Source organism: Burkholderia sp. LAS2, assembly GCF_018417615.1.
In the GTDB taxonomy this organism is placed as follows: domain Bacteria; phylum Pseudomonadota; class Gammaproteobacteria; order Burkholderiales; family Burkholderiaceae; genus Burkholderia; species Burkholderia sola.
The window spans coordinates 807,327-821,054 of record NZ_CP071053.1 but is presented as its reverse complement, the minus strand read 5'-3'; the positions used below and the strand labels follow the sequence as shown (position 1 = coordinate 821,054).

Below are 13,728 nucleotides of genomic sequence, written 5' to 3'. Positions count from 1 at the left end.
GCTTGTCGTGTACCGCTCAGAAATACTGGGCGGCTTGCAACCAGACGCTCGGCGACCGCGTGGCCGACGCGACCGGATCGGCGTAACCGACCGGCAGTGCAGCGGTGACGCTGACTTGATGGCGCGCGCCGAACCAGCTCGCGCCGATGCCTAGCGATGACAATTGCACGGTGTTGCGCTCGCGGGACCATCGCTGCTTGCTGAGCTGGATGCGGCCCGTGTCGGCGAACGCGCTCAGTTGCCAGCCGGGCGCGACGAGATAGCGCAGTTCGGCCGTGGCCTGCCAGCCCTGATCGCCGCTGCCGGCGCCGAGTGCGAATGCGCGCACGCCGTACGGGCCGCCGAGGCTGAATTTTTCCGATGCGTCGAGATTGCGCGACGACAACTGCGCGCTGAATTGGGTGTAGAGCTGGAATCGCGCGCCGAGCGCCTGCAGCCGCAGCGCGCTGACATTCAGCTTCGCGAACTGGCCTTGGGTATGGACGTAGTAGTCCATGTCGAGCGGATCGTTGCCGCTCAGGTGGCCGATGCCGAGCGTGGCGGAGAAGCCGGTCCGGCCGCCGCCGCCGAGGGTGTCCTGATGGTTGCCGCTTACGCCGAACGACCACAGGTCGACGGTCTTGTCGTTGACCACGTCGAACGCGCCGTACACGTCGCGCAAATGCTTGTTTTCGTAGACGACCTGCGCGTCGAGGCTCGTGCGCCTGCTGCGCAGCAGCGGCTGCGTGACGAACGCGGAGCGAACGTCGGCGCCGCCGTGGTAGCGGAGGTCCTTGAGGCTGCCGCCGATCCGGTAGTTCATGTCGGAATACGCGACGCCGACGTGCGTCGATGCGGGGCCGACGGGCAGTTGATACGACGTGCGGTAATAGCGCTGATTCGTATTGCTCGTCAGTCCGCGCAGCGAGAAGCGATCGCCGACGCGCAGCGGCGCATTGACGTCGACGCTGCCGGTCGCGCGGTAGCGGCCGGTCAGCGGATCGCCGAAGTTGTCGAGTTCGATCGAGCCGGTGGCGAAGCGGCCGGGTTCGGCATCGACCACGAGATCGGTCGTGCCGGGTTCGGCGCCGGGCCGCAGCGTGCCCTTCGCATCGACGCCGGGCATCTCGTTCAGCAGCATGAGGCTGCGCTCGAGGCGGTTGCCGTGCGCAATCTCACCGGGCTGAAGCGACGCAAGCGGCTGCCGCAGCGCGCGGTCGAGCACGCGTGTGCGGTTGTGCAATTCGATCTGTCCGTAGCGGCCTTCGACGACAGCGATGCGCACGACACCGTGTTCGATGTCCTGGCGGGGAAGATACGCGCGGGCGAGGACGTAGCCGTGTTCGCGGTAGTACGTCGTGATCCGGTTGGCGGCCTGCTGCAGATCGCCGAAGCTCAGGTCGCGGCCGACGAAATCGGCGAGCAACGGGTCGAGCTGTGCGGCGGGAATGGCCGCATTGCCTTCAACGGCGAATGCGCTGACCGGAATGCGTGGGCCGCCAGCCGCAGCAGGCGAGGGCGCTTCGCTTGGCGCAGGCATCGCGAGATCGGGCGCGGCCGGAGCGGGCAGCGCCGGGCGGAGCGTCTCGACGTCGCGTAGCGACTGTCCCGCATTGGGGACTTGGACTTGTGCATGCGCGAGACCGTGAAGCGACAGCGCGAGACCGGTCAGGCACGCGATGTGGAACGGGCGGGATCGCTTTCGGACGGTAGGATCGGGGCGGCAGGACGGCCAGGCACCGGGCATGGCCGCTGGCGTGGCGGGAGGAAGAGCGGGTACTTGCGCCGGCATCGGGGGCGTCCCGGGCACGGCGTCGAGAGAACGGATGAAATGGATTTTCGACCTCGAACGGTTGCGCCTTTGGGCCGAAGCGTGGTCTTCCGCTCCGGCCGTTTGGATTGCCGACGATGTTACGAAATGGTTCCCTCAATGAATATGGAACAAGTACGAGCGACTTGTTTCCATCATTCATTCTTGTCAGATTCTTCGATTCAATCGCGTCCGTGCTCAAGACGCTGCTGCACGGCGCTTCCGCGACAACCGGTGTTTCAAGACAGCAAGTATCGGCCGCTCGATCCACGCATGACAGGCACAGCCGCATGCGCAGACAGCGGCCAGCGTCGCGAGCGCAGCCGCTGTGCCCGACCACGTGCCGGCGTCGAGGCGCACCCCGACGATCTTGTTCGCTGCACCGATCACGTACGGATGCAGCAAATAGATCGAATAGCTCGCATCGCCGAGGCGGGCGAGCATCGCGTTCCCGATCGTCCAGCCCCGCAGGTCGAGCGCGACCGCGGCGACGATCAGCATGCAGGCCGGCACGCCCCACCAGACGACACGTTCAAAGCCGGTCGGCGTGCCGGACAGGGTGGCGGCGAGCGGTATCGCCGCGAGCGCCGCTACGGATGCCGCGAGCCACGCGAAGCGCGGAAGTCGCCCGGCGATGCCGGTTTCCAGCAGGCGGCAGGCGAGTACCCCAAGCCCGAATTCGAGCACGAACGGCTGACCGAGATGGGCGGCGACTTCGCCTGCCGGGCCGCCGGCGGCCACGTACGCGCAGAACAGCGCAAGCGCGAGCGCCGCGAACGTCGTTGCATGGCGGGCGCGGACGAACCACATCGATCCGGCGATGACGAGATAGAACAGCATCTCGTATTCGAGCGTCCAGCCGTTGAGGTTCAGCGGCCCCCAATGGCCGTTCTCCTTCACGTATGGCACGAAAAGCAGCGACTTGACGAGATAGTCGAGGCCGGCCGTCGTCGAATTCAGCCATTGGGGCTTCACGACCGCGATCGCGAACACGCCCAGCGTGGTCAGCCAGTAGAGCGGCACGATCCGGATCAGGCGCCTGCGCAGGAAGGCGTGCCCCTCGCGCGGCGCGACGACGGACATGATGAACCCGCTGATGACGAAGAAGATATCGACGCCGGCCTGCCCGAACGGAAGCGTGCCCATGTGATAGCCGACGACGGCGAGCGCCGCGAAGGCGCGTGCACACTGGAGGTTCCGGAAGATGCCGGTCTGGACGGGGAAGGTTTGCATGTCGGGTTTAGCGGGTGATGTCCTTGTGCGGCAGGCGGGCGGGAGTCGGCGTGCCGTTCGTCGCGGCATCGCGCTTTGGCCGGCGTCGACCGGCACGCGGTTCGAATCCCGCGAACTGAAGCGCGCACAGCAAGGCGACGCTGGACAGGTGGCGTGTATAGCTGCCGAGATCGGGTTCGAACAGCATCGATACGGCGACGTGACCGATGACGACGCAGGCGAGCAGGTCGCGGGCCGGATGTGTGCGATGCCGTGCACGACGCCACACGGCGGCCAGCGCGATCCACACGAACAGCTGCATCGCGACTTCCTTGGGGCCCACGTCGAACAGCAGCGGCAGATTCAACCGCAGCACCGCGTACGCATAGTTCGCGCAAAAGGCGACGAACGAATCGGGCGCGACCGGGTTGTAGAAACTCGTGCGCGCGCCGAACGGCGAACCGTAGGCGAGATAGTCGGCTGCCATGTCGCGGGGATGCTGGAGCAGGTAGTACACGTCCGGCGGCAGCAGGAACAGCGCGATCGCGGCAGTGCCGAGCAGCAAGGTCTTGCCGCGCCATGACAGGTGCCGGAACAGGAGCGCGGCCAGCGCGACCGCGAGAATCAGCGCGAAGTAGCTGCGCACGACGACCGCGTAGCCGGCGTAGAGCGCAACGACGGCCACGAAGGTCCAGGCGGCCGGGCGACGCCGCGCGATGCTGGCCAGCACGAGCGCGATCAGCACGACGAGCGTGTCCTTGCTTGCGACGAACAGGTTGAAGAACACGCACGGCGCCAGCAGTACGACGGTCGCGGCCAGCGACCCGACGCGGCGGCCTTCGCCGACGATCCGCCAGATGAACGCCGTGCCGATCGCGGCAACGAACAGCGACGTGCCGGCCGGGCCGAGCAGCGCATAGAACTTCGCGACCGCATCGAACGACGTGCCCTCGTAGGTGCTGCCGCCGCCGATCTGGCTCTGGATCTTCTCCGCGTCGCGGAACACGAACTCGGGCAGGAACGTGCCGGCCTTTGCGTAGACGATCCAGTAGACGAATACGATCATCGCGCCGACGGCGCGCGTCACGCCGCGGCTCAGTGCCGGGCCACCGGCAATCAGGTTACGCAGCATGCGGGGCGGCCTCCGTGCGTGCGGCCGCACGGGACCGGCCGGTGCGCGCGACGATCAGCGCCAGCGTGGCGACGATGCCGGCGCTTGCCGCCAGATGGGCGATGGCCGCCCCCATCGCACCAGCGTGAACGATCAGGCTCCATGCGAGCGGCAGGTACGTCAGCGCGAGCGCGATCATCGACAACATCGCGGCGCAGCCGGCACGCAGCGCGATCGCGGCCGTCCACAGCACGTCCGCCGCGCCGCGCAGCACGAACGACACGAGCAGTGTGGCGAGCAATGCGACCTGCCCGGTGCCCGCGGGCTCGTGCGCAAACGCGAACAGGTCGCGATGCAGCGCAAGGACCGCGGCCCCCGCGATCGAGGTGACGGCCACGCTGGCCACCGTCGCGCGCACGGCGAGCCGGGGGAACGTGCCCGGTGCGTCGGACAGCACGCGCACGAAGCGCGGGCCGGCCGTCACGACGACGGTCGAGAAGGCGAGCGCCTGGATCGCGTTGGCGATCGACCACGCGAATACGTACCGGCCGAGCGCATCGGCGCTCAGGTGGCCGCCGCCGATGAACCGCTCCGCGTATTGCAATGACGCGAGGACGATGCCGGCCACGTAGAACGGCAACCCGTGCCGCCAGATCGACAGGACACCGCGCTCGCGCACGGCCGGTGCGCGCGCCGCCTGCGGGCGGTCGTGCGCCTGGCGTGCAACCGCGCCGATACGCCGCCACGAAAGCACGACGACGCACGTATTGGCCGCGAACCACAGCGCGAAAACCGATTCGATCGAATGCAGGGCGCCGACGAGCAACCCCGCTCCCGCGACGCCGGCCCATGCGCCGGTGCGGACGAACAGCAGCAGCGAGCCGGCGCGAGGTCGATGCAGCGAGAACAGCCAGCCGTTCGCCTCGAATGCCGCATGCTCGGAGAGCGCGACGAGCAGCACGCACCACGCGAGCCGCGTCGACAGGCCGACGCGGGCGAGCAGGGCCGCGTCACCGTTGGCGGTCGCCACGGCGAGCGTCGCGACGAGCGTCAAGTAGAGGCCGCCGTACGCGACGCAGAGGGTGCGCATCGCGCCGAACGCGGGCAGCGGATCGGGTTCGCTGAGCCGCCGGTTGAGTTCGGGACTGAAGCCGAGGCCGAGCAGTTTCGATGCGATCACGGCGGCGGCGACCGCGAGCCCGTACGCGGCAACCGCGTCGAAGCCGAGCGCACGCGCGACGATGATCGCGAGCGTGAATTTCAGGCCGAGCGCCAGGCTGCGCAGGAGCAGGCGCGTCAGCATGGCATGGCCTCGTCGGCTTCGACTTTTGTTTCGATGTCGGAATCCGCACGACGGGCCGCACGCAGTGCGTCGATCACGCGTGCGCGTGCGGCACGGATGCTCGCAAAGCCGCCCTGCGCGGCGTTCCGGAACGCCGCAACTGCGCCAGGTGCGAGGATCGTCCGGCAGACGCGTGCCGGATCGAAATCCGCGCCGTTGATGACCCAGTCGTCGAGCTTCATGTCCGCATACGCACCGAAGCCCTTGCGCTCGTAGCTGACGTGGAAGGCGGGTACGCCGTGCAGGATCGATTCCAGCGCGCCGTGCAGGCGAACCGATACCGTGACGTCCGGCCGGTCGGTTTCGAGAAGCGTCTTGAGCGGCGTCAGCGGTTCCCGGATGCCGAGGCTGCGGTAGTACGCGGGATCGTCGTTGCCGCGCCCCGTGCTTTGCACGGCAAAGCTGACCCGGCACGTTGCGCGCACCTGCTCGATCAGCCGCGCGATCGATGCGTCGTAGCGCGCGCGTCGTTTCGCGCTCCACGCGGGTGCGCGGCGCAGCACGAATGCAACATGGCGCGCGGTGTCGCTGTTCGGCGGGGTTTGCCGAAGGATGGTCTCGCTGCGATACCCGAAGTCGAGCACCGCGAGATCCGGCACGCGCCGCGTATTCGGATTCGCGGCGAGGAAGGCGGCGGAGCGGTCGTCGCGCACGAACACCGAATCGAACGCGCCGAGCAGCGACTGCAGATGCATGGCGACGGCGCGTGAGGACAGCACCGGGCCGATGCTTTGCGGCAGATAGACGGCGGGCTTGCCGGAGGCAAGCGCAACCCGCATTTGCAGCAGGTGGCCGGCTTCGAGCTTGAGCGCTTCGATGGCCGTGCGCGCGCGCAGATAGCCGCCACCGACGCCGACGATCAGGTCGACTTCGTCGAGCAGGCTGCGCAGTGCTTTCAACCTGCCGTTGACTCGAACGGGCAGCGCGGCGGCGGCGGCGGCGACCAGCCGGTTCGTGCCGCGCTCCGCGAGCACGGGCGCCGCGCATACGTCGTCGTACGCCGGAAACGAAGCCGGATCGGCCGCGACGATCGACACGCGGACGGCATCGCCGAAGGCCTCCCGGAGCAGGCCGACGGACAGGTCGACCAGCAGGCCGTCACCGGAATTGCGGGCGCTGTACGCGTGCAGCAGCGCGACGTGAATGGGGGGCGTCATGCCGGGCCTCGTCTGGAAAGGGTGTGATAGAGGTCGAGCGTGTGCGCGACCATCGTCTCGGCCGAGAATTGACCGAGGGCCGCCGCGCAGTTCGCTCGCATCGCGTCGCGTGCGGCCGGATCGTTGGCAAGCGCGACGATCGCGCGGGCGAAGCGCGTCGTGTCGTCTTCGTTCGGCACCACGACGCCGATGCCATGCGTGTCGATCAGCTCGGTCGCGCCGGATACCCGCGTGGCGACGATCGGCACATGCGCGGCCATCGCTTCGAGACACACGTAGGGAAAGCCTTCGTAGCGGCTCGGCAACGCGAACAGGTCGAACGCGGAGAAATAGCGGCTCGCGTGGTTCACGCGGCCGACGACGTGAAGATTCGGCGGAAGATCGTCGGCCTCGTTGCCGGCCGCCGTGACGAAGTCGCCGGACCCGATCGCGACGATCTGCGCGGTACGGCCGCATTGGCGATACACGCCGCGCGCAATCCGCACGAGACGGTCGATGCCTTTCTGATGATCGAAGCGCCCGACGAAACCGACGACGAGGGCGTCGCGCGCGACGCCGAGTGCGTGTCGTGCCGCCTCGCGCGGCATCAGGGCGGGCGGTCGGACGCCGTTGACGATCGTGTCGATGCGCGCGGCCGGAATGCCGAGCGCTTCGTTCAGGTGTTGCGCCTCGTCGCGCGAGACGGCGACGATCCGGTGCGTGCACAGGCGGCCGAGCAGCCGCTCGATGGTGCCGTAGAACCGGCGCTGGCGGTTACCCAGCGTCGGGTTCAGCGTATAGACCGCGTGCGGCGTGTACACCTGCCGCCACGGCCCCGGGCACAGGCGTGCGATCGCGCCGGCTTTCGAGCTGTGGCTGTGCACGATGTCGGGACGGATGCGCAGCAGGTGGCGATAGACGTGGGCGACCGCGAGCGCGTCGCGCCAGCCGACCGCGCGCTGCATCGGCACCGCATGCACGCTTGCACAGCGTGACAGCACGCGCGCATCGAGGATCGTTGTGTCGAAACGCGGGCCGTGCGGCACGATCAGGTGCAGTTCGATGCCGTCGATTGCGGCGAGTCCGTCGATCAGGTCGGCGAGATGGACGGCCACGCCGCCGCCCGCGGCTTCGACGACGAGCGCGATCCGCAGGCGCGCCGCGCGGGCCGGGGCTTGCCGGGAGCCCAATTCGGTCGTGGCGGAAACGTCCGCCGGCGCGGCATCGCGTATCGCGACGCGTTCGAGGTGACGGGTATCGCTCATCGCGGCTCTCCCCGGCGGCGGGACACGAGCGCGCGCAGCGTGCGGCCGATCGACGATGCCAGGCCGCAACGCGGCGGTGCGTAACGGTACTGCGTATAGCGATAGGCGCCGTAGCGCGAGCCGTACCGGCCGATGTGCGGATCGACGCCGTTGAGCAGCACGCCGCTCGCGGCGATACCGTTGTGCGCGAGGCGCCGCATGGCTTCGTCCAGTTCGGCGACGCGTGTCGTGGCGGCACGCGCCGTGAGCAGCACGGTGCCGGCGTGGCGGCCGAGCGTGACCGCGTCGGTCACCGCGAGAATCGGCGCCGCATCGATCACGACGACGTCGTAGCAGGCCGACAGCACGTCGAGCAGCGCGGCGACGCGTTCGTCGGCAAGCAGCTCGGACGGATACTCGGGCACCGCGCCGGTCGGGATGAAATCGAGGCGCGGCACCACGTCGCGGCAGGTCACGTCGGCTGGCGCGGCCGTGCCCGACAGCAGCTCGGCGAAGCCGCGCTCGCGCGGGACACCGAGCGATTCATGCAGATGACCCTTGCGCAGGTCGCCGTCGACGAGCAGCACGCGCTCGCCGTTGGCCGCGAGCAGCGCCGCGAAATTCGCCGCGACGAACGACTTGCCCGCACCCGGCGCCGGGCCGGTCAGCAGCAGTACATTGTTGCGTGCGCCCTGCATCGCGAAGCGCAGCGCGGTGCGCAGGCTCCGCAGGCTTTCCACGGCCGGATCGTGCGGGTGCCGCGCGCTCAGCAGGTTCGGCCCCGGCGCGTGCTGCGCGATGCGCCGCGCCATCTGCCGCTGGGCCGCCGAATCGGGAATCGTCGCGTAGACGTCGATGTCGAGATGACGCTCGATCTCGTCCGCGTGACGGACGCCGCCGAACAGGAAGTCGCGCGCAAAGGCGAGCGCGATGCCGAGTGCGAGCCCGATCAGCGCGGCCGCCGCGATCACGACGGGTCGCTTCGGGCGTACGGGATCCTCGGGCACGATCGCCGTATCGACGAGCCGCACGCTGCCGGTCTTGCCGGCCTTGACCAGCTCGAGCTGCTGCGTGTTCGCGAGCAGCGCCGTATAGAGATCGGTGTCGACCTTCACGTCGAGCATCAGCCGCACGGCGTTCTGCTGCAGGTCGGGCAGCCGTCGCACCTGATGCTCGAAGCCGCGCTGCTCGCGGCCGAGCGTGGCGATCTGCGCGTCGAGCGCGACCATGTCGGGGTGGCCCGGCGCGAAGCGTGCGGCCATCTCGTCGCGCTTTTGCTGCAGCTCGAGGCGGCGCGTGGTCGCGTCGGCCGTCTGCTGCAGGATCAGCTTCGCTTCCTCGGTCAGGTCGATCGTGCCGTTCGCGTTGCGCATGTCGGTGTAGCGCTGCTCGGCGTCCTGCAACTGGCGCTTGAGTACCGGCAGCTGCGCGTTGAGGAACGCGAGCGATTGCGCCGCGTCGGCGGACTTGCGCTCGATGTGCTGGCGCACGTAGTGGTTCGCGACTGCCTGAAGCTGCGCCTGGATCCGTTGCGGATCGGGGCCGCGCAGCGTCGCGACGATCACGCCCGACTGCTTGATCTTTTCCTGGACGTCGAGGCCGCGCCGCAGCGTGTCGATCGTCTCGGCGCGCGATTCGCGCACGAGCGTGAAGCGGGTGGCCGGGTTCGCATCGACGCGCGCGACGTCGATCGCGATCGGGCCGCTCGCGGTCGGGAAGGTTTCCACGTGCCCGATGCGGCCGGTGACGGCCGACGGCAGCGCGGGCCCGGTCAGCCGGTAGCGCTGGCCGTCGAGCAGCGTCAGCTCGAAGCGCTCGCCTTCGAGCGGCCGGGGCACGTCGAAGCGCGCGACCGCGATCGCTTCCTCGCCCCACGCATAACCGCCGAACCCGAGGAGGCCGGGGTGCGCGAGGCCGGTGTTGAAACGCGACACGAAATCGCCGACCAGCGGAAAGCGCTTCGGCTGCACGACGATGTAGCTGCGCAGCTCGTCGACGGCACGCGTGACGACGAGCCGCGACGCGAGAATCTGCGCTTCGGCCGCGGCGCTCGACTTGATGTCGAACAGCGACGACACGTCGCCGAGCATGCTGTTCGCGGCGGCTGGGTCGCCGCTGTCCTCGACCTGGAGCAGGATGTCGGCCTGGTATTGCGGCGGGGCGAGAAATGCGTACAGCGTGCCGGCGCCGACGCAGGCGGCGGTTGCCAGCGCGATCAGCCAGCGTTGGGACACGAGCACGTCGACGACGCCGGCGAGGTCGAGCTCGGCGCCGCGATCGTGCGATCGCTCGCGGGAAACAGGAGAGGTCATCGATTCGGTCCGGAAAGCGGGGTGGAGGGGGAGGCGGCCGGCGCGATGCGCACGCACCACGCGTCGACACCGCGCTCGATGAGCCGCAGGCTGTGTTCGAACGACGCGCGCGGGCCGAGATACGGGTCGGGCACGTCGAAGCCCTGACCGGTGCCGCCGAGGCGGAACACGCGGCCGCACAGGAACGGGTGGCGGCGCTCGAGCCAGCGCTTCTGCTCGAGGTCCATCGTCAGGATCAGGTCGGCGCGTGCGGCGTGCCGTGACGACACCTGGCGCGCGCGGTGCGTGGCGAGGTCGAGGCCGCGCGCGCGCATCAGGTCGATGGCGTGCGGGTCGGCCGGCTGGCCGTCGAGCGCGCCGATCCCGGCCGACTGCACGTCGACGCCGGGCAGGCGCGCGCCGAGCAGCGCCTGCGCCATCGGGCTGCGGCAGACGTTGCCGACGCACACGACGAGCAGCGTGGCGATGGCGCTCATTTGACGGCGAGCGCCGCGGCGGCGCTGGTGCTGACGCCGGGCAGCAGCAGGCTCAGCACGCGGCTGAAGCGCACCAGGCCGTTGCCGTCGACGTAGACGATGTCCTTCGGCTGCAGCGCGAACTCGTTGGCGAGCACCATCGACACGGGGGAGCGCGCGTCGAGGTGGAACACCTGCGGATCGCTCGTCTGCGAGCCGCGGATCACGAACATCTGCGCGGCGTCGGCGGTATTGGCGTTCACGCTGCCGGCCTGCGACAGCGCGTCGGACAGCGTCAGCCGGCCGTCGCGCAGCGGCACTGCGAGCGACGGCTTGTTCACTTCGCCCATCACGTACACGCCGTAGTCGCTGCGTGCCGGCACGTGCAGCAGGTCGCCGGCGGCCAGCACGACGTCGGCGGGATTGCGGCCGTCACGCAGCATGCGCGTCAGGTCGAGCGGATAGGACACGCCGTCGCGCACGAGCGTCATGCGGCTCTGGTCGGCGGCCGTGCCGAGCCCGCCCGCGCGGCCGAGCGCTTCGTAGAGCGTCATCGGCACGTCGTTGACGGGCTGCGCACCCGGCGTGCGGACTTCGCCGTCGATATAGACCTGCTGCGAGCGGAACGACGCAACGCGCAGTGTTACTTGCGGATTGCGATAGACGCGCGACAGCGCGGCGGCGATGCGTGCCTGCGCGGCGTCGGCCGTGAGACCCGCGACCGGCACGCTGCCGGCGAACGGGAACGCCAGGTTGCCGTGCGAATCGACGACGAAGCCCGCGACCGGGTCGGCCGCGCGCGGCGCGTTCTGCTGCGCGGCGCCTTGCGCGGCGGCGAGTTCGGGGTGATCCCAGACGGTGATCTGCAGCACGTCGCCGGGGCCGAGGCGATAAGCGCCGGGCGCGGCCGCCAGCCGGTCGGATGGCAGGTGCTGTTGCTGCGCGGCCTGTGCGTCGAGTTGGCGAATCAGGCTGGCGTCGATCGTCGTGATCCGGAACGGAACGCTCCCGCCGGCGTTCGCGTGTCCGGCAGGCTGGCCGGCGGCGGGCGGTGCGCTCATCTGCATGCCGGGTGCGAATGCACAGGCCGAGAGCGCGACGCTGACCGCTGCGGCCAGCAGCGTGCGCATGCGGTAGGGACGTGCGGATCCGGCCCGCTCGATCATGGCGGAAGTCATCAGTCATCCTTATCGTGATGCGGCGACGCGCGGTAGCGGTGCCGCGTGCGTATCAGTACGCGTTGCGGTGGGACCAGCCGCGCAGGGCGGTGGCCAGGACGATGCGCATGTCGAGGGCGAACGACCAGTTGCGCAGGTAGTGGAGATCGGCTTCGACGCGGCGCTGCATCTTTTCCACGCGATCGGTCTCGCCGCGCAGGCCGTTGATCTGCGCCCACCCGGTGATGCCCGGCTTGACGCGGTAGCGGTGGATATAGCCGTCGACGATCTTCCGGTAGAGGTCGTCGTGCTCGAGCGCGTGCGGGCGCGGGCCGACGACCGACATCTCGCCGCGCAGCACGTTGAGGAACTGCGGCAGCTCGTCGAGGCTCGTGCGGCGCAGGAACGCGCCGACCCGTGTGATGCGCGGATCGTCGCGCGTCGCCTGGTGCACTTCACTGCCCGTGTCGTGCAGCCGCATCGTGCGGAACTTGAAGATCGTGAACGCCTGGCCGTCCGCGCCCTTGCGTTGCTGGCGGAACAGGACGGGGCCGTGCGACGACAGCCGGACTGCTGCCGCGATCGCGAGCAGCAGCGGCGCCATGCCGACGAGGACGATGGCCGCGAACACGCGATCGAAGATCGCCTTGTGCAGCAGCGCGCGCGACGACAGCGGCGACGCGACCAGGTTGATCGCCGGTGCACCGACGAGGTCGATCATTTCGCCGTCGAACATCGCGAGCTTGCTGACGTCCGGCATGAAGCGGATGTTGACGAGATCGTCGCGGAATGCATCGAGCACGGCCATCACGATGCGCGCCTCGCCGATCGGCAGCGCGAGCCAGACTTCGGGAATCGCGTGCGTGCGGACATGCTGTGCGAACGTATCGAGATCACGGAAGCGCGGCATGCCGCCCGGGCTCGTCGTATCGGCGCGGGCGATATCGAACATCGCTGCCGCGCGGAATCCGGCCGACGGCACACTGGCGATGCGGTCGAGCACGGCGTCGCGATGGGCGCCGGAGCCGACGATCGCGACGAGGCGATCGCTTTCCTGCGGGCGGCCGATCCGTTCGAGCGTCGTGCCGGCGACGACGCGCGACGCGACGAGCGCGATGCCGCTCGTTGCGGTCCAGAGCAGGTACCAGGGCAGCGGAATGGCGAGGGTCGGCGCGAGCACCCGCATCACGAGCGCCGCGCCGGCCTGCGCGATCAGCCACGCGAACGCGATGAGCAGTGCGGTGCGGTGCCTGGCGGGGCGGGCCGGTGCGTGGTAGAGGCGGAGTGCGGGAAACAGCATCAGCGCGAAGGTCGCCGCGCAGGCGACGGCGGCCAGTTCGGACGAACGGTCGACGTCCGTGCCAGGCAACACGAGCGCGGCGGCCAGCGCGCCGAACGAAATCAGTGCGACGTCGGCAATGCGCGCGATCAGGCCGCCTGCGGCACGCGCTGCATGTGCGTGCCGTGGTTCGAATGAAGTATCCATATACCCTCCTGCTGCCGTTCTGATTGAGATGGACGCCCGTTGTCCCGATTGCGACGCGATATCGCACGCTCGGCCGGAGCGGAGCGTGACCGCTGTTTCCACTGCATGGGAAATGCATCGGGGAAGGAGGCGCTGCTGCGGTGGTGCCGGTCGGCCTGATGAGTTGCGACGGATCTTTTCGAGCTTGGCGCCATGAAGGGCGAATGCTTGCGAAACGTTGCGGCCGACTCGATGGGGTCAATTTTCAGGAAGCAGGGGCCTGATTTATATAGAACGCCTACTAAATTCCAGGGGAATGGATTAGTACGAGTACGAATCAGTGGAATTTCTGTCCGAATGAACGAATGACGGAGTCGGACTTGACTTTAGAAAGACGTGCGATGCCGGGTCGTCGAGGTGGACGGATCGCAACAAGCGGAGCGCGGCGGGCGAAGAAGGGCGGGATTGTGGCAGCCGAAGAAATTGCGTGCGGGACGGCGGGCGC

At 69.0% G+C, this 13,728-nt stretch carries 10 protein-coding genes; all 10 read right to left on the bottom strand.

Going from position 1 to position 13,728, the window contains the following annotated elements:
• Nucleotides 1–16 precede the first annotated feature (16 nt).
• Complete coding sequence (locus JYG37_RS24065; protein ID WP_249746079.1) at nucleotides 17–1,519, bottom strand: ShlB/FhaC/HecB family hemolysin secretion/activation protein; 1,503 nt, start codon at nucleotides 1,517–1,519, stop codon at nucleotides 17–19.
• A 468-nt stretch (nucleotides 1,520–1,987) separates the two neighbouring features.
• Entirely contained in the window at nucleotides 1,988–3,022 is a 1,035-nt protein-coding gene (locus JYG37_RS24060; protein WP_124631820.1) for an acyltransferase family protein, read from the bottom strand.
• A 7-nt stretch (nucleotides 3,023–3,029) separates the two neighbouring features.
• Nucleotides 3,030–4,133: a hypothetical protein gene (locus JYG37_RS24055; protein ID WP_213346577.1), complete on the bottom strand. Its 1,104-nt coding sequence runs from the start codon at nucleotides 4,131–4,133 to the stop codon at nucleotides 3,030–3,032.
• Nucleotides 4,123–5,415, bottom strand: a complete 1,293-nt coding sequence (locus JYG37_RS24050) for a polysaccharide biosynthesis protein (RefSeq protein WP_124639419.1) — start codon at nucleotides 5,413–5,415, stop codon at nucleotides 4,123–4,125. The genes JYG37_RS24055 and JYG37_RS24050 overlap by 11 nt, the downstream gene beginning before the upstream one ends.
• Entirely contained in the window at nucleotides 5,409–6,611 is a 1,203-nt protein-coding gene (locus tag JYG37_RS24045; protein ID WP_124639417.1) for a polysaccharide pyruvyl transferase family protein, read from the bottom strand. Before JYG37_RS24045 ends, JYG37_RS24050 begins: the two co-directional genes overlap by 7 nt.
• Nucleotides 6,608–7,855 (bottom strand): glycosyltransferase family 4 protein, encoded by a 1,248-nt coding sequence (locus JYG37_RS24040; RefSeq protein WP_213346576.1) that lies wholly within the window; start codon nucleotides 7,853–7,855, stop codon nucleotides 6,608–6,610. Before JYG37_RS24040 ends, JYG37_RS24045 begins: the two co-directional genes overlap by 4 nt.
• Nucleotides 7,852–10,146, bottom strand: a complete 2,295-nt coding sequence (locus JYG37_RS24035; RefSeq protein WP_124631818.1) for a polysaccharide biosynthesis tyrosine autokinase — start codon at nucleotides 10,144–10,146, stop codon at nucleotides 7,852–7,854. Before JYG37_RS24035 ends, JYG37_RS24040 begins: the two co-directional genes overlap by 4 nt.
• Nucleotides 10,143–10,622 carry a low molecular weight protein-tyrosine-phosphatase gene (locus JYG37_RS24030; RefSeq protein WP_213346574.1) on the bottom strand — a complete coding sequence of 160 codons (480 nt, stop codon included), beginning with the start codon at nucleotides 10,620–10,622 and terminating at the stop codon, nucleotides 10,143–10,145. The genes JYG37_RS24035 and JYG37_RS24030 overlap by 4 nt, the downstream gene beginning before the upstream one ends.
• Entirely contained in the window at nucleotides 10,619–11,779 is a 1,161-nt protein-coding gene (locus JYG37_RS24025; RefSeq protein ID WP_124654092.1) for a polysaccharide biosynthesis/export family protein, read from the bottom strand. The genes JYG37_RS24030 and JYG37_RS24025 overlap by 4 nt, the downstream gene beginning before the upstream one ends.
• A gap of 52 nt (nucleotides 11,780–11,831) precedes the next feature.
• Complete coding sequence (locus JYG37_RS24020; RefSeq protein WP_050018203.1) at nucleotides 11,832–13,244, bottom strand: undecaprenyl-phosphate glucose phosphotransferase; 1,413 nt, start codon at nucleotides 13,242–13,244, stop codon at nucleotides 11,832–11,834.
• Nucleotides 13,245–13,728 lie beyond the last annotated feature (484 nt).